General features: G+C 66.0%; 20 protein-coding genes. 5 read left to right on the top strand and 15 right to left on the bottom strand.

What is annotated here, in order from left to right:
* Positions 1-45: 45 nt before the first annotated feature.
* The 4 genes from ABD679_RS10920 to ABD679_RS10905 all read right to left on the bottom strand — a co-directional run bounded on the left by ABD679_RS10920 (position 46) and on the right by ABD679_RS10905 (position 4,398).
* Positions 46-318, bottom strand: a complete 273-nt coding sequence (locus tag ABD679_RS10920; RefSeq protein ID WP_344760015.1) for a hypothetical protein — start codon at positions 316-318, stop codon at positions 46-48.
* Between the two features lie 25 nt (positions 319-343).
* Positions 344-1,279 carry a DUF4123 domain-containing protein gene (locus ABD679_RS10915; RefSeq protein ID WP_344760014.1) on the bottom strand — a complete coding sequence of 312 codons (936 nt, stop codon included), beginning with the start codon at positions 1,277-1,279 and terminating at the stop codon, positions 344-346.
* On the bottom strand, positions 1,272-4,049 hold the full coding sequence (locus tag ABD679_RS10910) for a type VI secretion system Vgr family protein (protein ID WP_344760013.1): 2,778 nt from the start codon (positions 4,047-4,049) through the stop codon (positions 1,272-1,274). Before ABD679_RS10910 ends, ABD679_RS10915 begins: the two co-directional genes overlap by 8 nt.
* Positions 4,050-4,131: 82 nt before the next feature.
* Positions 4,132-4,398, bottom strand: a complete 267-nt coding sequence (locus ABD679_RS10905) for a hypothetical protein (RefSeq protein WP_344760012.1) — start codon at positions 4,396-4,398, stop codon at positions 4,132-4,134.
* 135 nt (positions 4,399-4,533) lie between these two features.
* On the opposite strand from ABD679_RS10905, the gene ABD679_RS10900 reads away from it, so the two are divergent.
* Positions 4,534-5,811 (top strand): formylglycine-generating enzyme family protein, encoded by a 1,278-nt coding sequence (locus ABD679_RS10900; RefSeq protein ID WP_344760011.1) that lies wholly within the window; start codon positions 4,534-4,536, stop codon positions 5,809-5,811.
* A gap of 27 nt (positions 5,812-5,838) precedes the next feature.
* On the opposite strand, the gene ABD679_RS10895 is transcribed toward ABD679_RS10900, so the two are convergent.
* From ABD679_RS10895 to ABD679_RS10845, 11 genes are all read right to left on the bottom strand, one after another.
* Positions 5,839-7,929, bottom strand: a complete 2,091-nt coding sequence (locus tag ABD679_RS10895) for a hypothetical protein (RefSeq protein ID WP_344760010.1) — start codon at positions 7,927-7,929, stop codon at positions 5,839-5,841.
* A 10-nt stretch (positions 7,930-7,939) separates the two neighbouring features.
* The gene (locus ABD679_RS10890; RefSeq protein ID WP_344760009.1) at positions 7,940-10,876 is read right to left on the bottom strand and encodes a type VI secretion system Vgr family protein; all 2,937 of its coding nucleotides are present in this window, start codon (positions 10,874-10,876) and stop codon (positions 7,940-7,942) included.
* Positions 10,877-10,958: 82 nt separating this feature from the next.
* Positions 10,959-11,312: a hypothetical protein gene (locus ABD679_RS10885; protein WP_344760008.1), complete on the bottom strand. Its 354-nt coding sequence runs from the start codon at positions 11,310-11,312 to the stop codon at positions 10,959-10,961.
* 35 nt (positions 11,313-11,347) lie between these two features.
* Complete coding sequence (gene tssH, locus ABD679_RS10880) at positions 11,348-14,098, bottom strand: type VI secretion system ATPase TssH (protein WP_344760007.1); 2,751 nt, start codon at positions 14,096-14,098, stop codon at positions 11,348-11,350.
* Between the two features lie 49 nt (positions 14,099-14,147).
* The gene (gene tssG, locus ABD679_RS10875) at positions 14,148-15,236 is read right to left on the bottom strand and encodes a type VI secretion system baseplate subunit TssG (protein WP_344760006.1); all 1,089 of its coding nucleotides are present in this window, start codon (positions 15,234-15,236) and stop codon (positions 14,148-14,150) included.
* The gene (gene tssF / locus ABD679_RS10870) at positions 15,200-17,035 is read right to left on the bottom strand and encodes a type VI secretion system baseplate subunit TssF (RefSeq protein WP_344760005.1); all 1,836 of its coding nucleotides are present in this window, start codon (positions 17,033-17,035) and stop codon (positions 15,200-15,202) included. Before tssF ends, tssG begins: the two co-directional genes overlap by 37 nt.
* Positions 17,036-17,046: 11 nt before the next feature.
* Positions 17,047-17,532, bottom strand: a complete 486-nt coding sequence (gene tssE / locus ABD679_RS10865; RefSeq protein ID WP_344760004.1) for a type VI secretion system baseplate subunit TssE — start codon at positions 17,530-17,532, stop codon at positions 17,047-17,049.
* Between the two features lie 105 nt (positions 17,533-17,637).
* Positions 17,638-18,135: an Hcp family type VI secretion system effector gene (locus ABD679_RS10860; protein ID WP_344760003.1), complete on the bottom strand. Its 498-nt coding sequence runs from the start codon at positions 18,133-18,135 to the stop codon at positions 17,638-17,640.
* Between the two features lie 138 nt (positions 18,136-18,273).
* The gene (tssC, locus tag ABD679_RS10855) at positions 18,274-19,764 is read right to left on the bottom strand and encodes a type VI secretion system contractile sheath large subunit (protein ID WP_344760002.1); all 1,491 of its coding nucleotides are present in this window, start codon (positions 19,762-19,764) and stop codon (positions 18,274-18,276) included.
* Between the two features lie 4 nt (positions 19,765-19,768).
* Positions 19,769-20,269, bottom strand: coding sequence for a type VI secretion system contractile sheath small subunit (gene tssB, locus ABD679_RS10850; protein WP_344760001.1), 501 nt, complete (start codon positions 20,267-20,269; stop codon positions 19,769-19,771).
* 42 nt (positions 20,270-20,311) lie between these two features.
* The gene (locus ABD679_RS10845; RefSeq protein ID WP_344760000.1) at positions 20,312-20,938 is read right to left on the bottom strand and encodes a tetratricopeptide repeat protein; all 627 of its coding nucleotides are present in this window, start codon (positions 20,936-20,938) and stop codon (positions 20,312-20,314) included.
* Between the two features lie 228 nt (positions 20,939-21,166).
* On the opposite strand from ABD679_RS10845, the gene tssJ reads away from it, so the two are divergent.
* The 4 genes from tssJ to ABD679_RS10825 all read left to right on the top strand — a co-directional run bounded on the left by tssJ (position 21,167) and on the right by ABD679_RS10825 (position 26,701).
* Complete coding sequence (gene tssJ / locus ABD679_RS10840) at positions 21,167-21,823, top strand: type VI secretion system lipoprotein TssJ (protein WP_344759999.1); 657 nt, start codon at positions 21,167-21,169, stop codon at positions 21,821-21,823.
* A 198-nt stretch (positions 21,824-22,021) separates the two neighbouring features.
* Positions 22,022-23,353, top strand: coding sequence for a type VI secretion system baseplate subunit TssK (tssK, locus tag ABD679_RS10835; RefSeq protein ID WP_344760021.1), 1,332 nt, complete (start codon positions 22,022-22,024; stop codon positions 23,351-23,353).
* Complete coding sequence (icmH, locus tag ABD679_RS10830) at positions 23,350-24,141, top strand: type IVB secretion system protein IcmH/DotU (protein WP_344759998.1); 792 nt, start codon at positions 23,350-23,352, stop codon at positions 24,139-24,141. Before tssK ends, icmH begins: the two co-directional genes overlap by 4 nt.
* Before the next feature lie 7 nt (positions 24,142-24,148).
* The gene (locus ABD679_RS10825) at positions 24,149-26,701 is read left to right on the top strand and encodes a type VI secretion system Vgr family protein (protein WP_344759997.1); all 2,553 of its coding nucleotides are present in this window, start codon (positions 24,149-24,151) and stop codon (positions 26,699-26,701) included.
* The last annotated feature ends 22 nt before the right edge of the window (positions 26,702-26,723 follow it).

Here is a 26,723-nt window from a genome sequence, read left to right as displayed (position 1 = left end):
CATGGTGTCTCCGGGTAGATCGACAGTCTCCTGCCGGGTACCCGGTTACACAAAATCTTGGACAGGCCCATGGTCGGTCAGATCTTTTGCTGACAGCGCCTTGCTCAGTGATGCCAGTTCCCCACCTTGGGGTACCGATGGAGACCCGAAATTAATCAGCATCGCCTGTGCAAGTAGTCCGTTAGGAAGAATGCCCGACACGACCGGCAAGATTGCCAACCCTTGCTTGACGCAATTTTGGCACTCGCTACCAAGCGTCTTTTCGGTGGTTTGCTGTGCAACCCTCTTCCTGGCCGCGGCAATTCCATTGTCTGCCATGATCCGCTCTCCTTATCGAACCTGTTCAAACACCCGCGGTCATCGACGTTGTTTGATTGAGTGATTGCCAATATGCGTCATCGAAGGCGTCCAGTGCGTCGATAACGGAGTCCCCACGCACCTGTGCCGCGAGCATCGCGGCGCCGGCTTCAGGCGCATGATCGAAGCGGTCTCCTGCCAAAACGCTGTACACCGCATACATCACACGTTCACGTTCACTGTTCAGTCGCCAAATACGAGCGCCGGCCAATAGCCTCTGAGCGAGTGCATGGGGTGATAGGCAGGCTACATCACGCCCCATTCCCTGCAGTACATTCAATGCCGTGTTGACGTATCCAATCTCCGCGAGCAACTCTATTTGCTGCCGTTCCAACCAAAACTCCGTGGTAGCAGGTTCCAACTCCACGCCGCCCTGCTCGACCGAAAACGCTTGCAAGTTGCCATTTCTCTTTAACCAATACCAAGCGGTGCCGGGCCCCAATAGGGAGTATTTCTGCGCTTGGGTCAATAATGCTTCAAGGGCGTCCATGACTCGCGGATCCCAATATCGCAACAACCTTATGCGACCGGCAACGCCCAGCGAGGCGCATCTCGCCAGATGCGAGGCAAATTCTTTGAGCGGAGCATTCCCAGTGAGAATCCACCCGCATACGGTTCGGCCTCGAGAAGCGGAACTCTCAGCAGCCATCACTTCAGACACCGCGACACGAAGGCTTTCCTCGATCGCCTCGTCGCGGCCGAAGTCGCCAAGCTCCAACAGATAGGGCCGGTGCTCAGCTTTCAGATCACCATGGCGGATCGGCAGAACAATCGCATTGTCACGTGTAGAAAAGCTTTGCAGCGGGTCGGTGATGACGGGGTCGACAAGCACGCACAGGCGCAGATGTGACGCGCGCGTTACGGCAGCAAGCAGCGCACGCCGTGCTTTTGCCCTGACCGAAGAATCTTGCGGGTCAGACAATGGCATCCCCTCCTTGGGCAGCTGCTTGCATCTTGTAGTCACACCCCTTGTACGTGCCCTTTGGCAGCGTTGTCGATGATGCGCTTGCCCCCTTCGGCCCGGTCCACTCTTTATGCGTCGCCCTGAACTCGACCGTCCCCGGCGCACCTAGCTCGATGTTGCCGCCTTCTAGCTTGAGGTAGGCGCCTTTTGCGGTAAGCAATACATGCTTGCTCGGGGCACTGATCTCGACATCCGCCTGCGTGCTGGCAAGCTTGATGTTCGTCTTCGCCGCGACCTTCGCCTCGTTCTTATGCGCCCGTGCGCTCACCTTGCCCTGCGCGGCGTGCATCGCGATGCCGGTCTCCTGGTTCGGTTTGCTGCTCGGCGCCTGGCTGCCTTGGGTGAATAGCGCGATGCCGCCGGCGGCGGCGATGACGGTCTCGCCCTGGCTCAGCCAGTCCAGGTTCGTGCCGGCCACTAGTGTGGTCTGGGTGCCGGACACCCAGGCCTGGTCGGCGGGGGTCAGGCTCAGTACGCCGTCGCGGCTGCCGGCCACCAGCTGCGGGGCGTCCCAGCCGGGGACTTCGCCTTCCCCGCCACCGATGGCCTGTTCGCCTTCGCCGCCGGCCGCGCCGCCCTGCTGGGTGGCGCGCATGTTTTCCCGCACGGATTGCAGGGTCGCCTGTGCGGGCAGCGTGTCCGGGTCATCCGGCAGCGTGGCCTGCTGGCTTTGGGCCGTGTCGGCCAGCGCCTGCATCAGCTGTTCGCCTTCGGCCAGCTGCGCGAGGGTACTGTCGGCGGCCAGTTGCGGGCTGCCCGGTTCGGTGGTCAGGAACAGGCCGGCGCCGGCGCGCAGGGCGCCGCCGGCCTGGGTGGACAGTTCCACGCCGAACCCGCGGTCGGCGCCGCGCATGTTGTCTTCGCCGCCCTTGAGATGGCCGAGGGTCAGCGTGGTCTCGTGTTGGGTGGTGGATGCCTGCGCGCGGCCTTCGCCGGGGGTGTCGTCCAGCCGCAGCAGCTGGTAGCCGCCGCTGCCGTCCTGGCTCTGTGCCAGGGCCTGGCTCTTGAACCCTGTGAACACGGCTGCATGCTCGTTGCCGTCGAACCAGGCCGCGGCGTTGCCCGTGGCCCCGCCTCCGCCGGCGGTGACCTGATTGTGCTGCGCATCGTCCTGGCCGCGACCGTTGTAGACCGTACCGACGACCACCGGGCGGTCGATGTCGCCTTCCAGGAAAGCCACCAGCACTTCCTGGCCCTTGCGCGGGACGACGACGCCACCCCAGTTGTCGCCGGCCCACGGTGTGGCTACGCGCACCCAGGTCCAGGCGCCGTCGCTGCCGGGCGCGTTGTCGTCGCCGCCCGGGTGGGGGTGCTGGCCGCTGGCGTCGGTGCCGCGCTGCCACGCGAACTGCACCTTGATGCGATGGTCGCGGTCGGTCTGCAGCGGGGCGCCGTCGCTGACCACGATCGCGCTCTGGGTGCCGTGCACGGTGGGCTTGGGGTGCAGGCGCAGGCCGTGGCCGTCGCGGGTCTTCGGGCGGTACGGCAACGTCGCCGGGATGGCAGTGAAGCTGTTGCGATAGAAATCGTTGTCGTTGTCGTTGTCGTTGTCGTCATCGGCCATCGCACTGGACGACGGTGCCAGCCCGGAGAGCGCTGCGCCGGCCTGGGCGACCGGGCCGAGCAGTTGCTCCAGTGCGGTATGGACCTCGGCGCCGAGGTTGTTGCGGGCCTCGTGGCGCACCTGCAGGCAGGCGAAGCGGGCGGCTTCCGGGTCGCGCAAGGCCGGGTGCTGGGTCAGTTCGAAATGCGTACCCGGGGCCTGCCGGCGCCAGCTGCCGGCACCGCCGGTCGTGCGGCTCTCGACTTGCAGGGCTTCGAGTTGCTGGCGGGCACGGCGCTCGCCTTCGGCGCTGTCGTGCCAGCCGTAGGGGCCGGCTGTGTCGCTGTCCTCGGGCGTGACGCCGCCGAACGACTCGCCGTCGACGCTGGCCGGACGCATCCCGAGGCTGCGGTAATCCCAGCTGGCCCGCGACAGCCGGCCGGTCTGCCAGCGACGCGTGCTGGACCAGTGCTGGATGCTGTCGGCGCGCTCGGTGGCGTCGCTGCGGTGGTAGCGCACCGCGCCGGCGTCGCCGAAGGCGTCGGCATGGTCGGCCAGCACCAGCGTGTGCGTGCCGAAGGTGTCCGAGGACGCATCGCCGGCGTGTTCGAACCAGAAGAACAGGCCCTCCTCGGCCAGCAGGCGCTGCAGGAAGGCGTGGTCGCTCTCTTCGTACTGGGTGGTCAGGCTGCGCTTCGCATAGACGCTGCGGTCGGCCAGCTCCCAGCGCCAGGCGGGCGCCAGCGCGCCGGCTTCGGCGTAGTCGGCGAAGATGTCTTCGACGATCTCCACGACCGTCTTGTCCTGGAACACATAGCTGTCCACCCGCTGGCGCAGGAACGCCAGCCACGGCTCCACCACCAGCCGGTAGCGCGCCAGACCCCCGTTGCTGCCCACGCGTTCGAACGCGGTGACGTGCCCGTGGAACGGACGCAGGTCCGTGCGCGAGTCGGCGGTGAGCAGTTCCAGCAGCACCGGCTGGCCGAGCAGCTCGTCCAGCGACAGGTGCGCGTCGATCGACAGCGCGGCGATCTCGAAGCGGAAGCCGCTGTCGACAGCCTCCACGCCCGACAGCCGCTCCGCCACCAGCACTTCCGGCCCGAGCGGCGTGTGCAACCGCAGCAGCCGCGCCTGTTGCCCGGGGCTTGCGACCAGGGCGGTCAGGACTGTGGCGAGTGCGTCCATGGCAATGCTCCTTGCACTCCCCTCGCCCGCCTGTCGGCGGGCTGGCGCCCGCTCATGGGCGCCGGGGATCTCGTCCGTGGGATCAGGCGGTGATCCGCTCCAGTTTCAGCGAAGGCGTCTCGGTGCAGTGCAGCTGGAAATTGCGCCCCGCCACCGAAACCGTGATCTCGCGCACGTTGTTCACGATGCGGTTGCTGCTGCCCTGCGCCGACGCGGTGCCACCACTGATGCGCCAGGCGAACCGCGACAGCATCGTCGCCAGGTCGCGCGCGTCGCCGCGGGCATCGGGCGCGGCATCGTCGAGCAGGTCGACCACGTGCTCGGGGCGGATGCGATTCCAGCTACCCACGGCCTCAACGTCGCTTTTCGCCCGTCGGACAGGACAGTCACGTACGCGGTCTATTCATCGTTGGAGGAATTCTGACTGCTAGTATCAGCGAGCTACTTCGCAGGATCAGCGAACAACTCTCAGACTGGTGACCCGATGCGCCTGGATGCCTTTCGCACCAAACCGACCCATATGCTCTCGTTGCTACTATGCGGCCTGTTGCTAACACAACAGGTCTGCGCGCAATCCGAGATCGCCAGATCTCCGAAGCTGAGCCAAGAGGAACTCGAAGCGGGAATAAAACGGCTGCAGGAGAACTTCAAGCGTGACGCGGAAAAGGCCCGCAAAGGCGAGTGCACGCCAGAGACGACATCTGCCGGCAACAACATCGATCGATTCTGCAAAATGGTCTACGACGCCGACTTCGTACGCCGCGCCATCGACACTCCGGCCCCAACTCCCAGCGTATGGGAGCGTCTAAACGAGTTGGAATTCCGGTTCCCCGACAGAACCGCTGCCGTGATTCTTGAGCATCTCCGCAACAAGCCAGCACCGACCGAAGAAGATTTGAAGTCCTTCGTACAAAAGACCCGCGCCGACATGGCGTTAATGGAAGGCGGCACCTTCGTCATGGGCGACTACGGTTGGCTGGAAGACCCTTCCTGGCCGATTACACGCAGTACCGCCGATGACAATCCATTTCCGGTCAAACTCAGCGATTTCCTAATCCAAAAACGGCGCGTCACCATTGCCGAGTACGACACCTATACGCGGAATCGCGGGCTACCTTTGATTGGCACAGAGTTGATCTCTAAGGATATCGATGTCGACGGCAACCCTTCACATATCCAGTACTACCCTGATCTGGAGCGCCGCTACCCAAGCTACAACGCAAAAGTCACCTGGCAACAGGCGCACGACTATTGCGCTTGGCTGGCGGACATATCCACCCAGCCGTTCGCTCTCCCCAGCGAGGCACAATGGGAGTACAGCGCCCGATCCGGCGGCAAGCCATATGCTTTCGGAATCGCCAATGCGCGCGCGGATAAAGTGGACCCAAATGCTCTTGAGGATCAACTAGAAAGAATTGCAGGACAGCATAAGGGGCCTCATTATCTTTCCAACCGTCCCAGCGGTGTCTTCGGCCCCAACCCCGCGGGTCTGTATGATTTTATTGGCTATGGCGATGAGTGGGTTAACGACTGGTATGCACACTACCCCACTCCGACGCCCAAGCGCCCGTTACATAATCCCACCGGCCCCGCCAACGGTACTGAGAAGGTTGCGCGCGCCAGCGCCGCCGGTCAATGGACGGTGCTGAACCGCCTTGGATATGGAAAGGATTACGTGATCTACGACGATGGCAGCAAGCAACAATCTGTCACTTCGACTGCCGCGTTTCGCTGCGTGATCAATGCGCCCCGCTGGAATTAACGCATCTGCCAAAAGACAGCACTTTTACTATGCCATGCGCGTATCACTCTGCTGCCACCAAGGGCTTTCCATCCATGCCACATGCGTACCGTTCTGCAGCCTGTAGGCGAACGAAGTATTCGGCACAATGTAAAAGCCTGGCGTAGGCTCGGTCTTAAGCTGTTGCAATTGCGCTACCCGCGCAGGTCCCAGGACGCTACCGATAAAGGCTTCAGCGATGGCTGTATCTGTGTTCTTTTCGCCCAATTCTTGCGAGGCAAACTGCTTGACGTTCTCATATTCATTCTGCAGATAGATATCGTCGGTCAGTATTTGAACCGCAGAGAACAAGTCCTGAAACCAATCCATCGCTTCTTGGCCCGCGCGGATAAGGCTGTCTTGCGCTTCCTGCAACATTTCCAGCAAGAACCCCTTTACTTCCGCCAACAGAACCCCGGCCTCCTGCAGGCCCGTCGCTATCAACCGAATTGCTTCAAGCGCATGCGTCTTCACCCACGCTTTTCGCTCTTGGTACATCCGATCCAATTCTGCAACTGATTGTCCGTAGAAGTCGGAAAAACGCTTGCCGGTCAGTATTGCAAGAGCCTGTATGTGGAGATAGGCGTCCCATGCATTTTTCTGGAAGTAACCCAAGTTTCGACTGCCCGCATTGAGCACCTGATAGTGGAACCACAGCACAAACTCCCCCAAAGTAAGCGGCGACACCGTTGCCTCAACTGCGCCCTTCAAGCCTGCTCCCCAACAAGCACCGAGCTTGCAATGGATTCGGAGTTTTTGTTTTTCATATGCAATGTGGAACGCGGCCGTACCGCCCGCTCCCGCCTGCGCGGCCACCGACGGTTTGATCTCTGCGAACGAAGCATAGTCGTCCCGGCTCTCCGGCTTGAGCCAACTCATACCTCCTGAAACAGCAAGCAACCCCTCTGCGCCGGCGAAAGCACTGACCTCCCCTCCAAGGTCACCTTCCATGACGACACTCATCTTTTTCTGCTTGAGTTGACGCCCCGAGCGACCTTTTGCACGAACACCGCGAATGCCCTGGATATCCCCGCCTTTCTTCCCCGTCGCATCGCGGCCAATACCAACTTCCAAGCCCCCTTCCCCCATCACACTGGCACCCACAAAGCCAGTGAGATTGCCTCCAATCTCTACGCGAACACATCCCAATTCAGCATCCTCACCTCCAGCAACCGGCAGGAACAGATGCCAACCACGCTTATCAGGAAGATAGAGGTCTATCCCAACCCTTCCTTCCGCCAGTGCAAATGAAATATCCCCTTTTGCCTTGTAGCTTGCCTCGATTTTTCCTTTGCCTTTCAGGGCATCTGCAAGCGTGCCATCCACATTTGCGCCTGCCGTAACATTGGCCGTGCCAAATAAGCGCAAGACGGTCGCACCTCTAGAGAAGTCGACCATCCTTTCCTGCTCCGCCTCATCGGACGGAGCGGCCTCACGCTTAAAGTTGAAGTTCTTATTGAATTCCTCGACGAAACTGGGAGCCCATTGATATGCCCACTTCGCGACCACGTGCTCTCCAATCTTCTCCTTGAGCTTGACATCTTTGGCAGTGAGCTTCAGGGACTTGACAAACTTTTCCTTGTCGATCACGGTCCTGCCTGATTGATCTTTGACCAACACAGACTTCATCTCGGGCTGCTCGGCCTTCGCCAGCTTGTATGTCCTGAAATGATTCTTGACCTTGGACGATCGCACGTAGGTCAACGTCCTGCCTTTGTAGCTGTTCTTTTCACTTGGAAGACTGACAAGCTCCATCATGTCATCTCCTCCGGAGAACGCCTTGGTCTCAGACAACTCTTTGTACAGTTTGTCCCGCGCCTCCTCCTCATCCCTCAAGGCACGGTCCATATCTTCCGATGAAGCACTACTTGAAATCTCAACCTCACGGGTCGCCGCTTGGGTTGCAAACAAGCCGGCAACCAATTCGTCGATCAATGCCGCTTCTGTCAATACAGCCGTAGAATTCGTGGCATCGCAAACATAGATTTCGCTGGTTTCTGGCCGCAGGAAGAAAAGAGGTTCTGGCGCCAGGCTTGCCACTTCACGCGTGTCACGCGATGGAGTCGTCCTGCTCTCGGCAATTGAGTTACTCCCGTCCATGCATATCTCCTCAAGCTCCGCTTCCCTGTTGAGGCCAACCCCGAACCAGTTTGACCTTGACGCTTCTTGGTGTATGAACACGCTGCGTTTCGCCGTTGCGGCTGGTAATACCGTACGCCAGGACCGTGCCTACCGCATCGACGATGTGATAAGGCTCCCAAGGCATTGGCTCGCCACTTACCTCATCGGTGATCTGGAACATCTCGTTGTTTATTGGCTCCGCCTGAGCCAGTGAAACCTTCGAAGAAGAGGAAGCAGAAGCTGACACCCACTCCTTCCTGCTCGCCTTGAACTCGATGGTGCCGGGCGCGCCCAATTCGATGTTGCCGCCTTCGAGCTTGAGGTAGGCGCCGGTGGCTGTGAGCAGCAGGTGCTTGCTCGGGGCGGCCAGTTCGACATCGGCCTGGGTACTGGCGAGGGTCACCGAGGTCTTGGCAGCGACCTTCGCTTCGTTCTTGTGCGCCCGCGCGCTGAGCTTGCCTTGGGCCGCATGCAGGGCGATGCCCTTTTCCTGATTCGGCTTGCCCGCCGGGGCATCGCTGCCCTGGGTGAACAGGGCGATGCCGCCGGCGGCGGCGATGACGGTTTCGCCCTGGCTCAGCCAGTCCAGGTCGGTGCCGGCAAGCAACGTGGTCTGGGCGCCGGATACCCAGGCCTGGTCGGCGGGGGTCAGGCTCAGCACACCGTCGGGGCTGCCGGCGATCAGCTGTGGGGCGTCCCAGCCAGGGACTTCGCCTTCGCCGCCACCGATGGTCTGTTCGCCTTGTCCGCCCGCTGCGCCGCCCTGCTGGGTGGCGCGCATGCTCTCCTGCATGGCTTGCAGCGTCGTTTGTGCGGGCAGCGTGTCTGGGTCGTCAGGCAACGTGGCCTGTTGGCTCCTGGCGGTGTCGGCCAGGGCCTGCAGCAGCTGTTCGCCTTCGGCCAGCTGCGCGAGGGTGCTGTCTGCGGCCAGCTGCGGGCTGCCCGGTTCGGTGGTCAGGAACAGGCCGGCGCCGGCGCGCAGGGCGCCGCCGGCCTGGGTGGACAGTTCCACGCCGAACCCGCGGTCGGCGCCGCGCATGTTGTCTTCGCCCCCCTTGAGATGGCCGAGGGTCAGCGCGGTCTCGTGTTGGGTGGTGGATGCCTGCGCGCGGCCTTCGCCGGGGGTGTCGTCCAGCCGCAGCAGCTGGTAGCCGCCGCTGCCGTCCTGGCTCTGCGCCAGGGCCTGGCTCTTGAATCCGGTGAACACGGCGGCGTGCTCGTTGCCGTCGAACCAGGCCGCGGCGTTGCCGGTGGCTCCGCCTCCGCCGGCGGTGACCTGGTTGTGCTGCGCGTCGTCCTGGCCGCGGCCGTTGTAGACCGTGCCGACGACCACCGGACGGTCGATGTCGCCTTCCAGGAAGGCCACCAGCACTTCCTGGCCCTTGCGCGGGACGACGACACCACCCCAGTTGTCGCCGGCCCACGGTGTGGCCACGCGCACCCAGGTCCAGGCGCCGTCACTGCCGGGGGCGTTGTCGTCGCCGCCCGGATGCGGCTGCTGGCCGCTGGCGTCGTTGCCGCGCTGCCAGGCGAACTGCACCTGGATGCGATGGTCGCGGTCGGTCTGCAGCGGGGCGCCGTCGCTGACCACGATCGCGCTCTGGGTGCCGTGCACGGTGGGCTTGGGGTGCAGGCGCAGGCCGTGGCCGTCGCGGGTCTTCGGGCGGTACGGCAACGTCGCCGGGATGGCAGTGAAGCTGTTGCGATAGAAATCGTTGTCGTTGTCGTTGTCGTTGTCGTCATCGGCCATCGCACTGGACGACGGTGCCAGCCCGGAGAGCGCTTCAGGCAGCACGGCGCCGGCCTGGGCGACCGGGCCGAGCAGTTGCTCCAGTGCGGTATGGACCTCGGCGCCGAGGTTGTTGCGGGCCTCATGGCGCACCTGCAGGCAGGCGAAGCGGGCGGCTTCCGGGTCGCGCAAAGCCGGGTGCTGGGTCAGTTCGAACTGCGTACCCGGGGCCTGCCGGCGCCAGCTGCCGGCACCGCCGGTCGTGCGGCTCTCGACTTGCAGGGCTTCGAGTTGCTGGCGGGCACGGCGCTCGCCTTCGGCGCTGTCATGCCAGCCGTAGGGGCCGGCGGTGTCGCTGTCTTCGGGCGTGACGTCGCCGAAGGACTCGCCGTCCGCGCTCGCCGGCCGCAGCCCGAGGCTGCGGTAATCCCAGCTGGCCCGCGACAGCCGACCGGTCTGCCAGCGACGCGTGCTCGACCACTGCTGGATGCTGTCGGCGCGCTCGGTGACGTCGCTGCGGTGGTAGCGCACCGCGCCGGCGTCGCCGAAGGCGTCGGCATGGTCGGCCAGCACCAGCGTGTGCGCGCCGAACGTCTCCGAGGACGCATCGCCGGCGTGCTCGAACCAGAAGAAGATCCCTTCCTCGGCCAGCACGCGGGCCAGGAAGGCGTGATCGCTCTCTTCGTACTGCGTGGTCAGGCTGCGCCTGGCGTAGGCACTGCGGTCGGCCAGCTCCCAACGCCATGCGGGCGCGAGCGCGCCCGCCTCGGCGTAGTCGGCGAAGACGTCCTCGACGATCTCCACGACCGTCTTGTCCTGGAACACGTAGCTGTCCACCCGCTGGCGCAGGAATGCCAGCCACGGCTCCACCACCAGCCGGTAACGCGCCAGGCCGCCGTTGCTGCCCACGCGTTCGAACGCGGTGACATGGCCGTGGAACGGCCGCAGGTCCGTGCGCGAGTCGGCGGTGAGCAGCTCCAGCAGCACCGGCTGGCCGAGCAGTGCGTCCAGCGACAGGTGCGCGTCGATCGACAGCGCGGTGATCTCGAGGCGGAAGCCGGTGTCGACGGCCTCCACGCCCGACAGCCGCTCCGCCACCAGTACTTCCGGCCCGAGCGGCGTGTGCAACCGCAGCAGCCGCGCCTGTTGCCCGGGGCTTGCGACCAGGGCGGTCAGGACTGTGGCGAGTGCGTCCATGGCAATGCTCCTTGCACTCCCCTCGCCCGCCTGTCGGCGGGCTGGCGCCCGCTCATGGGCGCCGGGGATCTCGTCCGTGGGATCAGGCGGTGATCCGCTCCAGTTTCAGCGAAGGCGTCTCGGTGCAGTGCAGCTGGAAGTTGCGGCCCGCCACCGACACCGTGATCTCGCGCACGTTGTTCACGATGCGGTTGCTGTTGCCCTGTGCGGAGGCACTGCCGCTGCTGATGCGCCAGGCGAAGCGCGACAGCATGACCGCCAGATCACGCGCATCGCCGCGGGCGTCGGTCGCCGCCTGGTCCAGCAGGTCGACCACGTGCTCGGGGCGGATACGGTTCCAGCTCGAGATGTTCTGCGTGTCGCGATCATGCCGGCCGAGGGCCAGGCTGTCGCAGTGGTCGATGGTCGCGTTCCTGTCGATTCCGTAGAAATCCATGTTGACTCCTCCTTGTGTGAAACAAGGCGCCCGGATCAGGCAACCTTGTACTTGAAAGCTCCGTTCCTGCCGGCGCCGACCTTGATCTGCCCGATCTTGCCGCCTTCGGCCATGCTTGCCAAGACGGTTTCGGCGATTTCCGGCAGTAGCGTGCCGTTGAGGATATGGTCGACGTTGCGGGCGCCCGAGTCCACCTCGGTACAGCGCGCCAGCACGGCGTCGACCAGTCCCCCGTCCCAACCGAATGCGGCCTTGTGGTTGGCGGCCACGCGGTCGCGGATCCTGCCCAGCTTGAGCTCGATGATCTGCGCCAGCACGTCGTCGCTGATCGGATAGTACGGCACCACTTTCAGCCGCCCCAGGAAGGCCGGCTTGAAGTGCTTCATCAGCACCGGGCGCAGCGCCTCGGCCAGTTCGTCTGCGCCGGGAATCTCCCCGGCCGGCTTGTTCAGGCAGGACTGCATGATCTGCGGCGAGCCGACGTTGGAGGTGAGGATGATGAGGGTGTTGCGGAAGTCGATCTCGCGGCCCTCGGCATCGTCCATCATGCCCTTGTCGAACACCTGGAAGAACATCTCCAGCACGTCCGGGTGGGCCTTCTCGACCTCGTCCAGCAGCACCACGCTGTAGGGATTGCGGCGCACGGCCTCGGTCAGCACGCCGCCCTCGCCGTAGCCGACATAGCCCGGCGGCGAGCCCTTCAGGCCGGAGACGCTGTGCGCCTCCTGGTACTCGCTCATGTTGATGGTGATGAGCTTGCGCTCGCCGCCGTAGAGGATGTCGGCCAGCGCCAGCGCGGTTTCGGTCTTGCCCACGCCCGAGGGGCCGACGAACATGAACACGCCGCGCGGCTTGTTCGGGTCCTCCAGCTTGGCGGTGGCGGTGCGCACGCGCTGCGCGATGGCGTCGAGTGCGTGGTCCTGGCCGATGACGCGCTCCGCCAGCAAGCCGTTGAGGCTGCGCACGGTGCGGATCTCGTCCTTGACCATGCGCCCGAGCGGGATGCCGGTCCAGGCGGAGACGATCTCGGCGACCACGGTGCCGTCGACCTGCAGCGGCACCATCGGGGTCTCGCCCTGCAGCTCGCGTAGTTCGGCGAGGAGCTTGTCCAGCTCGGCGTGCTGCGGCGATGCCGGTGCCTTCCTGGCTGCCTTCTTCGCGGCCTTCTTCGCCGTTTTCCTGGCGGGCGCCGGTTCCTGCGCCGTGTCGGCGGCCTGCGCATCACGGCCGGTCGCACCGGCCTCCATCTCGCCGCGCAGCGCGCGGATGCGGTCGGCGAGTTCGATCTCGCGCTGCAGGCGGGCTTCGTTGTCGGCCAGCACCTTGCGGGCCTGCTCCTGCTGGTCGCGCAATTCGACGAGGCGTTCGTCGTGGTGGTTGGCGCCGCCGGCGGATTCGCGGTCGAGCGCGGCGATTTCCGCGTCCAGCCGCTCCAGGTGGCGGCGCGTGTCCTCGATGATCGCCGGCGTCGCGCTCTGGCCCAGCGCCACCTTGGCGCAGGCGGTGTCGAGCACGCCCACGGCCTTGTCCGGCAGCTGGCGGCCGCTGATGTAGCGGTGCGAGAGGCGCACGGCCTCGGTGATCGCCTCGTCGAGCACGCGGATGCCGAAGTGCTTCTCCATCAGCGGCACGATGCCGCGCAGCATGGCCGCGGCCAGCGGCTCGGTCGGCTCCTCGACCTTCACCACCTGGAAGCGGCGGGCGAGCGCGGCGTCCTTCTCGAAGTACTTCTTGTACTCGCTCCACGTGGTCGCGGCGATGGTGCGCAGTTCGCCGCGGGCCAGCGCCGGCTTGAGCAGGTTGGCCGCGTCGTTCTGCCCCGCCGAACCGCCGGCGCCGATCATGGTGTGCGCCTCGTCGATGAACAGGATGATCGGGTGCGGGCTCTTCTTGACCTCGTCGATGACGTTCTTCAGGCGGTTCTCGAACTCGCCCTTGACGCTGGCGCCGGCCTGCAGCAGGCCCATGTCGAGCACGTGCAGCTCCACGCCCTGCAGCACCTCGGGCACGTCCTTCTCCGCGATGCGGCGCGCCAGGCCTTCGACCACGGCGGTCTTGCCGACGCCGGCCTCGCCGGTGAGGATCGGGTTGTTCTGGCGCCGGCGCATGAGGATGTCGACCAGCTGGCGGATCTCCGCGTCGCGGCCGATGACGGGATCGATGTGGCCATCGCGCGCGCGCTGGGTGAGGTTGGTGGTGAACTGGTCCAGCGCCGGCGTCTTCGACAGCCCGCCCTGCGCGGGCGCGGCTTCACCCGCGTCGCCGTCCGGGGATGCCGCATCGGCGCCCGCGAAGTCCACCGCCTGCGTGGCCTCCTGCGAGCCCTCGGTCAGCTTCGCGAAGTCGTGCTTGAGTTCCTCGCGCTTGAGGCGCACGAACTCCTTCGAGCCGCGGTAGGCCAGTTGCGCCAGATCGGGCGCGGTCAGCAGCGCCAGCAGCAGGTGGCCGCTGCGGATGCGGGTGGTACCGGTTTCGAGCGAAGCCAGCAGCCAGGCGTGTTCGAACAGCGTCGGCAGGTGCTGGGAGAACACCGGCGTGCGGGTGTTGCCGGCCTTGAAGCGCGCGATCTCGTTGCCCAGGTCCTTCTCCAGCCGCTCGACCGAAACGCCGCTGCGCCGCGCGATCAGCACGAAGTCGCTCTGCGGCTGCTCGAGCAGCGCCAGGAACAGGTGCTCGAGGTCGACCTCGTAGTGGCCGCGCGCCATGCACAGGTTGGCGGCGCGCTCGGCCGCCTGGCGACAGGTGTCGTTGAGCTTGCTGATGAGGGTCTTGAGGTTGGTGCTCATGCTTGAACGGGAAGCTCCATGTTGGATTTGATGAGGCGCGCGACAGCGGTCATTGCAGGGTGTGGATGCCGTAACCGGCGTCGGAGCGCGCGGTTGCGGACGGGCGGGTGCAGACGTAGCTGTCCCAGCCCAGACGTGCGCCCTGCCCGTCGCCCAGGCCGGCGCCGCGCACGTCCCCGGCCTTGAGTACCAGTCGCACTTCGTACTCCAGGCACGAGCCGGTGAGCAGCGTCAGCCATTTCTTCAGCGCCTGCGCGGCGTCACCGCCGGGCAGGAAGGCGTCGAAGCGTTCGCGCGCCAGCGGGCCGATCATCAGCCGCAGGCGCAAGTCGCGCTGCCAGACCCGATCGCCGGACAGCGCGTCCGCGCCCAGCCTGGCGTTTGCCACGCCCAGGCGCGTCGCCTGGTCCGGCGGAACCTGATACCAGGCGCCGACGAACTGCTCCACCGCGACCTGCACGCCGAAGTAGTCGGACAGCATCTGCTGCAGGAACGCTGCCGACACCGGCCGCTGGCGCACGCCGCCGGCGTAATAGGCGATCGCCTGGTCGAACACGTCGCCCTTCCCGTCCGCCATGCGGTCGCGCAGGCCGGGCAAACCCATCCCCGTGAGCGACAGTACCAGCGGCAGGAAGCGTTCGCGGCGGTCGAGTTCGTACTGCAGCGCCAGCCGGTACTTCTTCCACGCCGCGTAGTGCAGCGCGAGGATCCGGCTGGTGAAGATATCGAGGAACTCGCGCGCCGCGCGGTCGCGCCCGTAGACCTCGCGCTCGTGCAGCATCTCGCTGTAGTGCAACGGCAGCGCGCCGCTGACGCCGAGCATGCCCATGAAGTTGGGCGTGATCCGGATCCCGCCGATGCTCTCCGTGGCGACGGCATGCTCGATGGCCGCCGAGCGCTCGAGCGCTTCGCCATCCGTCGTCCAGCCCTCGATGGCCTCGATTTCGCTGGCAGGAAAGCCGAGCGACAAGCTGCTGCGGAAACGGACCCGCCTGGGGATCTCGTCCGCCGCCGCCATGCCCTGGTGGTGGAACAGTTGCTCGATGATCCGCATCGCCTGGAAATACTCGAAGCGATATGGTTCGTCGAACAGTTGCTGGACTACACCAGGGTCGACTCGCCGCTTCGCGGGTCGCATCGGACCAGCTCCTCTTCGTTGTGGCTGGAAACGATCACCAACCGGGTGAAGCTGTTGGCGTGCACGTACAGGCCGAAGAACCGGTCGAGCGCCTGCGCGAACGCGGCGATGCCGGTGCCGACGAACTTCGACTCGTCGATCGTCAGGCGGATCTCGATGCCGCGCACCACCGACGTGAAGTGCTTGCCGGGCAGCCAGGCCGTGGTCGGCGCGTGCCCGAGGCCGACAATGCCTTCGATCTGGGCGGTGGACACACTGCTGGACGACAGGTCGTACAGACGCAGCATCTCCTTAAGCGCCGGCAGCCCGCTCTCGGTCAGCGACAGGTGGTTCAGCGACAGGTGCGAGACCAGCCGCCAGTGCGCGCCTCGGCCGCGGCGGAAGCGCCTTGGCGCGGTCGGTTTGCGCAGCAGGCTGATCGAGCGCGCCGGACTGCCCCCTTCCATGCTCAGGTCGCCGCCCGCCACGCCGTAGGCCAGGTTCGTTGGCAGGTCGCGGTTGCTGCAGGTCAACTCGATGCTGACCACGTCCGTTTTCGGGACCGCCGGGTTGAAATCCAGGTCGACGAACGAAAGTTCGGTCTCGTAGCCGGGACTGTGGCGCGCCACCGCCTCATCCCGGCGCGACAGCCAGTACTGGCCGGTCTGCGCGGGATCCTCGCCGTGGTGCAGCTCGTAGAAAGAGCGGAACGCCTGGATCTGCTCGCCCTGCGGCGTCTGCCGGATGCGCTGGACCGAATCGATCGAATGGATCTCGTACGCGAATGCGCGCCGCGCATCCGCCACCACCGGATAAGTGTGTGTGCGCTGGGTGACGCGGATCGGTTCGCCCTGCTGCCGGAACAGGTTCACCACCGGCGCGCACCCGGTCAGCACGTTGTCGCGGCCCAGCCCCTCCAGCACCCGATTGGCCTGCTGCTCCGGGCGCACCGAGCGCAGGACCAGGTGCAGGGTGAAGCCGCGGGTGGCCTGTGCGACGACCGGCGCGAGATCCAGGTCGAAGAAACCGAACTTGTCCGGAAACGCGAACAGTTCGGTCAGCAGTCGATAGGCAGGATGCGCGCGTGCCGGGAACTCCACCAGCGATTCGTCGGCGGCGAAGCCGACCGGCTGCAATGGGATCTTCGGCAGCTTCCGCCAGCGACTGTCGTTGTCCGATTCGACGTAGGCGGCCACGACCTGCAGCGCGAGTGCGTCGCGCAGCGCGGCACTGAAGGAAGGCTCGCCGTCGACGAACAGCCGCAGCCTGTCGATGCCGAGCTTGCCGAACGACACCTGGTCGGACTGCAGCTCGAAGGACAGCGAAACCTGTCCGCCCGACTCCGGCGGCAGGCTCACCGCCATCGGCGGCTGCGCGATCTCGCGGTAACGCGCAGCCTGCACCGCGAGCGGGGCCAGGTGCACGTCGTAAGCGGTGCGGAAGCGGCAGTTCACCCCACGCACGGGGCGCGACTGCAGTTGCGTACCGCGGGGCACGCACACCGGCGCGCTGAGCTTGGCCGCTGCCGTACCCATGTCGAAACGCGCGATCGAGCACGACGGGAACGGCCGCAGGTAGTGCGGGTACATCACCTCGAGCAGCGCGTCGGTGAACTCGGGGTAGTCGTCCTCGATCTTCTTCGACACGCGCGCGCTGAGCAGCGCGAAGGCCTCGATCAGGCGTTCGACGTGCGGGTCCTGGCTGCCGTCGCCGGAAATCAGCAGGCGCCCGGCGATCTTCGGGTAGCGCTCGGCGAACTCGCGCCCGTAGCGGCGCAGGAAGGCCAGTTCGCGTTCGTAGAACGGCAGCAGGTTCTGCACGGCCGCCGCTCCTAAGCCGCAGCCTGGCGCCGCAGGCGGCTGACCGAGTACTGCAGCGTGGTCGGCTGCAGCATCGCGTCGAAGCTCACCGCCTCGCGCGCGGGCTGCAGGTCGAGCAGGCCGTGGATGGTGAAGTGCAGGCCCGTGCCCATGTGCATGTCCGAGTCCAGCCGAACCTGCACGTTGTGCAGCCGGCGCTCGTGGCGCGCGATCGCATGCTCGAGCGAACGGCAGATCGCGGCGCGGTCATAGGCGTTGGCAAGGCTCATCGAGGAGAAGTCGCAGAGCCCGTAGGTCATCAGCGACTGGCGGCAGTTGGGGTAGTCCGCCAGGTCTTCCTCGGAAAATGCGGAGCGGCTGTTGAGCAGCCCTTCCAGGTCGCGTGCGACCGACTCCTTGTACTGTTCCAGCGAGATGGACTTGAACACATTGCCGGCCCTGGCGCGCGGCGCATCGTCCAGCAATTTGTCCAGCAGGCTCGGTTCGAATCCCTTCATTGACCCTCATACCCCCGTTGGCGGCTCCGGCTGCGGCGCGCCATCCGTGCGCGCGGTCGGCCGGGCCAAGTGCGGTGGCGCACAAGGCGCCACCGCAAAGCGTCATCAGGCCGTGTAGTTGGGAACGTTCTTGATGGCACTCCACTGCGCGACGGTCTTGCCGCCAACGCCACCCTCGGGCTTCTGCTGGTTGTAGGTCCAGCGGATCGCGCCGAAGCTCAGCTGCACCACTTCCTGCGGCATGCCGTCCTCGTCGACCGTGGTCGTGACCCGGTGGACCAGCACGTTCAGCAGCTCGACCGCGTAGTAGTTGATCGCGTTGCCGTCCTTGTCGGCGCGCATGAACTCGATGCGGGCCTTGGGGAAGGTGGTGCCGTTGGAGCAAGCCTGGTTGAGGGCGGTCGTCGACAGGTCGATCGACTTGACGATCTCGATCGGCGACAGGTTCACGCGGGCCGCGGACTGGCCACCGGAGGTGGATGCCGTGGCGGAACGCGGCTGCAGCAGGTCCTGCGAGAACGACTTGATCTCGATCCAGCTGGGATGCTTGTCGTCGCGGGACTCGCCCTTGATGGTATCGATTGAGAGGAATGCGTGTTGCATATCTGGGTTTCCTTGTTCCGATCTTCCGTGAGATTGAGGTGCCGGACTGCTCTGCCCGGCAGGATTTTACGAACCGCCCTCGCGGGGCGGCCGCGTCACTGCAAAGCGGGATCTCCGTCCCTTGACGCTACAAAACCGCTACGACTTCTTGGCACTGGCCGGCAGTTCGGCCACCAGCCGCAGCGAAACAGACAGCTCATCGAGCTGGAAATGGGGCCTGATGAAGGCCACAGCGCGGTAGACACCGGGCTTGCCCGGCACTTCCGAAACCTGGATGGACGCCTCGCGCAGCGGATACTGCGCCTTGGCTTCCTGGGTGGCGTTGTCGTCGAGCAGTACGTACTGCGCGATCCAGCGGTTGAGGAAATCCTCGACGTTGCCGGCGGACGCGAAGCTGCCGATCTTCTCGCGCATCATCGCCTTGAGGTAATGGGCGATGCGCGACACGGCGAAGATGTACTGCAGCTGCGCCGACAGGATGGCGTTGGCGTTGGCCGAGTCGGTGTTGTACTTCTTCGGCTTCTGCGCCGACTGGGCGCCGAAGAAGGCCGCGTAGTCGGTGTTCTTGCAGTGCACCAGCGGGATGAAGCCCAGGTCGCTGAGCTCCTTCTCGCGGCGGTCGGTGATCGCGATCTCGGTCGGGCACTTGAGCGCGATCTCGCCGTCGTCGGTACGGAAGGTGTGCGTGGGCAGGTCCTCGACCAGGCCGCCGCCCTCGACGCCGCGGATCGCCGCGCACCAGCCGAAGTCCTCGAAGGCGTGGGTCAGGCGCGCGCCCATGGCGTAGGCGGTGTTGCACCACAGGTAGCGGGAGTGGTCGCTGGATTCGACTTCCTCGACGAAGTTGAAGCCTTCGACCGTGGTGCCGTCCTTGGGGTTGTACGGCAGTCGGCCAAGGAACCGCGGCATGGTCAGGCCCACGTAGCGGCTGTCCTCGGCGTCGCGGAACGACTTCCACTTGGCGTACTCGACGGTGTCGAAGATCTTGGCCAGGTCACGCGGCTTGCCCAGGTCGGTGAAGCTTTCCAGCCCGAACATGTCCTCGGAGGCAGCGCTGATGAACGGCGCGTGCGAGGCGGCGGCCACGTGCGACATCTGCTCGATGAAGTACATATCCTCCGGCTGGCGGCCGATGTGGTAGTCGCCGATCAGGGCGCCGAACGGCGCACCACCGAAGGTGCCGAACTCCTCCTCGTACACCTTCTTGAACAGCGCGCTCTGGTCGAAGTCGATCGCCGACTTGAAGTCGCGCACCAGGTCCTTCTTCGGAGCGTTGATGACCTTGACCTTCATCATCGGGCCGGTCGAGGTCTGCTGGCACAGGTAGTGCAGGCCGCGCCAGGAGCTTTCGAGCTGCTGGAATTCCTGCGCGTGCATGATCGCGCTGAGCTGCTCGGAGATGATCCGGTCCAATTCGGCGACGCGTGCATCGAGCGTGAGGTTGAGGTTGTCCGAGACGACCACCGTGCCCTCGAGCACCTCCCTGGCGAGTTCGGAGATGATGTCCTTGGCGCGCTGGTGCTCGGCGCCGGACTTGGCGACCTTGCTCTGCTCGACGATCTGGTCGAGCAGGCCGGCCTCCTCGATGGTGGTGGCGGCCTCGCCAGCGGTGATTGCCTCTGCAGCCATGGTCCTACTCCTGGTCACCCGTGCCAAGCTGCTTGAGCTGCTCGGTATTGTTGAGTACGTCGTTCAGCAGGTCTTCGAGCTTCTCGTTGCCGGCGAGCTTGTTGCGCAGGTCGGCCAGCTTCGAGCGCGATTCGAGCAGCTTGCGCAGGGGTTCGACCTGCTCGACCACGGATTCGGGCCGGAAATCGTCGATCGACTTGAACTTGAGCTCGACGGCGAACTCGCCGCCTTCGTCGCTGATCTTGTTGGGGACGCGGTACACGGCGCGCGGCGCCATGCCTTCCATCACCTCGTCGAAGTTGTCCAGGTCGACGTTGACGAACTTGCGGTCCTTCATCTTCGGCAGCGGCTGATCCGGCTGGCCGCTGAAATCGCCCATGACGCCGACGACGAAGGGCAGTTCCTTCTGCTCGATGGCGTCACCCTTCTCGACGTCGTAGGTGAGCTGGACGCGCGGAGGACGGACCTTCTGCAGGCGCTTCTGGACACTATCCTTCTTGGACATTCGTTCGTCTCCTTGACGATGGCGTTGTGCAGCGACCGCTGTCTAGTTGCCGCCGATGTTCTTGAATGGGTCGGCGCTCGGCGCGGGGGCGCTGGGCGCGGCAGGCGCCTTCGGCTCCGGTGCGCGCGGCGCGGCGACGCGCTTGCGCACGCGGCGCGGCTTCTCTGCCGGCTTCGATTCGTCTGCAGGAGGCGCGAGGATCCCGTCGCCCATCGTCGCCTTGAGCGTGTCGGCCAGCGTTTCGGCCTCGCGGCGCGCGGTTTCGGACGACAATGCGCCCCGCCCCTGCAGCCGCTTGAGCGAGGTGTTTGCAACGCGGAATCCGCCGACGGTCAGGATGCCGTCCGCGACCATGTCGTCGGGGTCCCGCTGCAGGACCTCTTCGGCCGCGATGATGGCGTGGGCGTAGTTGCCCTTGTCGAACTGCAGCTGCGCGGTGCGCACCCACGGTTCCTTGCGCGTGGGATCGGCCTTTGCCGCATCGGCGAACGAAACCAGCGCGGAATCGACCTTGCCCACGGTCACCGCGGATTCTGCCTGCGACATGAGATTGCCGTAATCGGCCGCGCCGTTGGCGCCTCTGGTCGTCGCGCAACCGCCGAGCATCGCCAGCAGCACCAGCGCGATCAGTCCGTGACAGACCCCTGTTCCTTTCCGTTTCGTCGTCATGACTTTCCCGAAAGTCCGTGTTCGTTCCATTACGCACGGCCTTCATGACCATGCGCTTTCAACACCGGCCGCGATCTGCGGCCGGGCAGGCAACCGGAGTCCCTGCGTGACGCCTGACGGATATAGTAGCCTTTCCCCGCTGCGTCAAGACGACGCGTGGCAGGCATGCTCCCGAACCCGGCCCGGTGCCTGCCGCCATTAGAAACCAGCAAACCGGACGATTCAAGTATGGATACGCGCCCCATGACACGCACGACGCACCCCGCGCCACGCCTCCCCTCCTCCCCGTTGCAGGCTGCCAGATGGATGGCGGCTGCACTCTGCGTGCTTGCGCTGGCGGGTTGTGCGAGCGGCGGCGGCATAGGCAAGGCGGTCAACCGTACGCTGGAAAGCATCGGGATCAAGGACGGTGACGGCAATCCGGAGGAACGCACGATCCCGCTGCGCCTGTACGCCGGCGACAATCTGAATGCGGGTAACGACGGCCGAGCATTGGCCGCGGTGGTGAAGGTCTACCACCTTCGCGACGCCAATCGTTTCGAACGCGCGCCGTTCGATGCATTCCTCGACGAAGCGCGCGAACGCGAGGCACTGGGCGACGACCTGCTCTCGGTGAACGAGATCGTGCTCACGCCCGGTGCGCAGAACGAAATCGGGGAACGCCTCGGCAACGATGCCAACGTGATCGGCGTAGTCGTGCTGTTCCGCGCGCCGGCCGCCAATCGCTGGCGGCTTGCCTTCGATACGCGCCACAAGCGGGTCGAGAAGGACGGCATCACGATCGGCATCCATGCCTGCGCGCTGACCACGAGCAGCGAGTCGCTGGTCTCTCGCGTCGCCGGCAATGCATCCAGCCTGGCCTCGGCCAGGTGCGGGGCGCCTTGAGCCCCCGTCATGACGGCCGCGACTGGTAAGATCGCCACAATGCCCACGGCGCCGGATGCGTTGCTCTCCCGGCGCTTCCATGGGTAAGCTCGCCAGGCTGGAAGCGGTCGGAGATTGTCGACTTCCGGAGGGCGCGGCCGGGAAAGCCGGCAAATGGAACGGACAGCCAAGGATTGCAGCGTGTCACACGTAAGTCGGATGACGAAGGTGTTCTGGGGTGAAGGCCTGTTCTTGCGGCCCCAGCACTTCCAACGGCAGGATGCCTACCACGAGGCGCGGCTGCACGACCTTGCCCGCAGCCTTCACCCCCATGCCTGGGGACTGCGGCGCGCGAAGTTCGACACCCAGAGCCTGGCTACCGGCTCGCTGCGTGCGCTGGAACTGTCGCTGATCTTTCCGGACGGCGAGAGTTACGACGCACCGTCGCATGACCCCCTTCCCGAAGCGCTCTCGCTCGGCGACCTGCCGGACGGCGTGCAGTCGACCACGATCCACCTCGCCCTGCCGCTGCTGCGCGAACACGGCGGCAACTGCGACGGCGCGGACGCCGGCTCGGCACGCTTCGTGCAGAGCAACCAGGCGACCGCCGACCTGTTCACCGACGCCGCGGAGGCCGAACTGGCCTACCTGCAGAAGGCGGTGCGCCTGCTCACCGACGACAAGCCGCGCGATGCCTACACCACCCTGCCAGTGGCGCGGGTGCGGCGCACGCCGACGGGCGGGTTCGAGCTCGATGACGCGTTCGTGCCGCCGATCGCCGGCCTTGGTGCCGCGCCGCACCTGCACGCGCGCCTGCGCACCCTGCTCGATTCGCTGCAGGCCAAGGTCGACGCGCTGTACGGCCTGCACCGCGAGCCGTCGCAGCACATCATCGAGTTCCGTTCCGGCGACATCGCCTCGTTCTGGCTGCTGCACACGGCAACATCGTCGTTCGCCACGCTTTCGCACCTGTTCCACAACCCCGGCCTGCATCCGGAGCGGCTGCACCAGGAACTGCTGCGGCTGGCCGGCGGGCTGCTGACGTTTTCCAAGGCCTACGGCCTGTCGGACCTGCCCAGGTACGACCACGCGGCGCCGGAAGCGGGCTTCGACCGCCTGTTCGACATGATCCGCGAGCTGCTCGAGACGGTGATCTCGGCGCGCTACTTCCAGATCGCGCTGTCCGAGGTGAAACCTTCGTTCCACGTCGGCCGCATCGACTCGCAGCGCATCGACGAACACTGCGCGTTCTACCTCGGCGTCGCCGCGGACATGCCCGGGCAGGAACTCGTCCAGACCGTGCCCGTGCGGTTCAAGGTGGGCGCGCCGGACGACGTGGAGAAATGCGTGCTGTCCGCGCTGCCGGGCGTCAAGCTCACGCACGCCGCACAGGTGCCGGCGGCGATCCCGGTGCGTCCGGGCAGCTACTACTTCAGCGTCGAGGCACGTGGTCCCCTGTACGAACGGATGCTCAAGGCGCAGTCGCTGATGATCTATGTGCCGTCCGGCATCCGTGACCTGAAGCTCGAACTGATCGCGGTGGCCCCATGAATTCCAGGCTCCCTCCCGTGCCCGCGGCGATGCCGTCGCTGACCCCGCAGCTGGCCAATGCCCCCGGCGGCAGCGGTGGCGCCGCGCCGCGTTCGCTGCTCGACCTGATGTCGGACGGCTTCTACCTCCTGCTGCTGCTCAAGCGTGGGCAGATGCCCGGCGATGTCGACGGCTTCGTGCAGTCGGTGCAGCGCTTCCTCGACGGCGTCGAGCGCGGCGCGATGAAGCTCGGCATCGCGGCCGAAGACGTGTACGCGGCCAAATACGCCTTCTGCGCCGCCGTGGACGAAGTCATGCTGTCGCAGCCGTCGCAGATCCGCGACGCGTGGGAACTGCAGCCGCTGCAGCTGCGCCTGTTCGGCGACCATCTCGCCGGCGAGCACTTCTTCGATCGCCTCGAAGAGCTGCGCGCACAGGGCGCGCCGCGGCTGCCGTCGTTGGAGGTCTACCACTACTGCCTGCTGCTCGGCTTCGAAGGCAAGTACCGGCTCGAAGGCCCCGAGAAGCTGGGCTACCTCACCGCGCGCCTGGGCGACGAGATCGTCTACCTGAAGGGCAAGCGCACCGGCTTCGCACCGCACTGGCCGCCGCCGGACAACGTCGCGCACACGCTTCGTCGCGTGGTGCCGCTGTGGCTGCCGGCCGTGGTGGTCGCCGCCATTGGCGTGCTCGGCTACTTCGGCATGCGCGCCTGGCTCGGCCACCAGACAGAACAGCAGCTGGCCGCCTACCAACACGTCGTGCAGATGCCCGAACGCACGGCCCACGTCACCATCACCCTGCCGTGAGAACGATATGGACATGCCGTCTCTGGCCCAGCAGGCGCTTGCCGCGCTTGCGGTACCGTCGCAACACGCCCGACTGATCCAGCTCGACGCCCCGGTATCGGGGCTGGTGGTGGAACGCTTCGAGGGACACGAAGCCGTCTGCGCCCCGTTCCGCTTCGAAGTCGACGTGCTGGCCACGTCCGCCTTCCTGTCCGGCGACGGCCTGCTCGGCCAGCCGTTGGGCCTGCGCCTGCGCCAGGCCGACGGCGGGGAGCGCCGCTGGCACGGCCTGTGCACAGCCGTCGCCCCACTCGGCGCCGACGGCGGTCTGGCCCGCTACCGGCTGACCCTCGAGCCCTGGACTGCGCTGCTCACCCACCGCCGCAACGCGCTCATCTTCCAGGACCTGGACACCCGCGGCGTGCTCGAACAGGTCTTTGCCGATTACCCGCAGGCGGATTTCCGCTTCGACGTCACCCGCACCCTACCGGTGCGCGCGATCACTACCCAGTACCGCGAGAGCGACTGGGACTTCGCCACAAGACTGCTCGCCGAAGCCGGGCTGGCCTGGCGCTTCGAACACGCACAACCCGGCGACGGCAAAGACGACGATGATGCCAGCCACACGCTGGTGATCTTCGACCAGCAGGCCGAGCTGCCCACGGGCGAGACCTTCCGCTTCCACCGCATCGATGCCACGGAGAGCGAAGACGCCATCAGCGCCTTCGGCGAACAGCGCCAGCTCGTCCCCGGCCGGGTGCAGGTCGGCAGCTGGCACAGCGAGCAATTGGCCAGCGTGACCGGCCAGGCCGAGATCGACAGCGGCCAGTTGCCGGCGCTGGAGGTGTTCGTGCAGCCGCGCGCCGGGCGCTTCGCCGAGGGCGAACATGCCGATGCCGAGGCCACGCACCGCCTCGATGCCCTGCGCGTACCGCACGTGCTGCATGCCGGCGCCGGCAGTGCCCGCGACCTGTCCGCCGGACGCGGGTTCACCCTCGCCCGCCATCCCAACCACGACGGCCAGGCGTTCGTGCCGCTGCATGTCGTGCACGTGGCGGTCAACAATCTCGGCCACGGCATCACCGCCCTGCTCGCCGCGCCGGATCTGGAGCGCGGCAGCTACCGCAACCGCTTCGTCGCCGCACCGCTCGGCACGCCGCTGGCGCCACTGCCGCGCTCGCGTCCCACCGTGCACGGGCCGCAGACCGCGCGCGTAGTCGGCCTGCCCGAAGCCGCTCTCACCCCCAACCGCGACCATCAGGTCCGCATCCAGTTCTTCTGGCAGCGCGGCCCCGCGCCCAACCCCGGCGGTCTGACCGACACCGCCAGCCAGCACCCCGGCCATGCACCGGGCGATGCCACATCCGGCACCTGGGTGCCGGTCGCCGAGTGGATCGCCGGCCCCAACTGGGGCAGCCACTTCCTGCCGCGCGTCGGCGCCGAGGTGCTGGTCGAGTTCCTGCACGGCGACATCGACCAGCCCCGCGTCACCGGCCAGCTCTACAACGGCGAGGTCGCCCCGCCGTTCGCCGGCGGCATCGACGGGCCGTCCAACCACCCCGGCACCCTCAGCGGCCTGCACACGCGCTCGCACGATGCACAGGGCACCCAGCAGTGGGTGCTCGACGACACGCCGGGCCAACTGCGCACCCGCCTGCACACGTCCCTGGCCGACAGCCGGCTGGAGCTGGGCTACCTGATCGATCACCAGGACGCCCATCGTGGCGGCCTGCGCGGACAGGGGTTCGAGTTGGCCACCGAAGGCTGGGGCAACGTCCACGCCGGCCAGGGCCTGCTGCTGTCGACCACTGCACGCCAGGACGCCACTTCCACCCAGTTCGACATCGCCGAGACTGTGGCCCAGCTCAAGGGCGCCGAACGCACCGCCGAGACCCTGCACGACACCCTGCAGCAACAGCAGGTGCCGGGATTCTCGGCCAATCCGCAGCTCATCGCCCTGCGCGAAGCCGTGGATCCGCAGGAACAGGGCAAGTACGGCGGCAGCGTCAACGGCCAGAGCGCGATGAAGCCGCAGGGCAGTGGCCGCGAGCCCGGCGACGCCCCGGTCGAACGGTTCGCCGACGCCAAGCTCATTGCCGAGTCCCCCGAATCGATCGCCCTGGCCACGGCCAACAGTGCCATCGCCTACGCCGGCGGCGCCCTGCACCTGACCGTCCAGGACGATGCCCAGCTCAGCGCCGGCAACACCGTCTCCAGCGTCTCCGGCCAGCACGCCGCCCTGTACGCCCACGACGGCCCGATCCGCACCATCGCCGCCAACGGCCCAGTCTCGCTCCAGGCCCACACCGGTCCACTGGAACTGCTGGCCGACCAGTCGGTTACCGTCACCGCCACCGACGAGCGCATCGACGTGCTGGCCAGCCAGAAGATCGTGCTTCAGGCCGGGCAGACCCGAGTCTCCCTGGAAGGCGGCGATGTGACGTTCGAGTGCCCCGGCACGTTCACGGTCAAGGCGGCGCAGCATCCGTTCAGGGGCGGCGCGAGCGGCGACGTCCGACTCTCGCTTCCCGACGGCATCGTGAAACTCGAACCCAACCGGATGCTGGATTTCTCCGGCTGACCGACCTCATCAAGGATGATTC

Origin of the sequence: Luteimonas lutimaris (assembly GCF_039537065.1) — a bacterium.
Classification (GTDB): Bacteria; Pseudomonadota; Gammaproteobacteria; order Xanthomonadales; family Xanthomonadaceae; genus Luteimonas; species Luteimonas lutimaris.
Note: the sequence above shows the minus strand (reverse complement) of the source record. Positions and strands in the feature narration are given on the sequence as shown.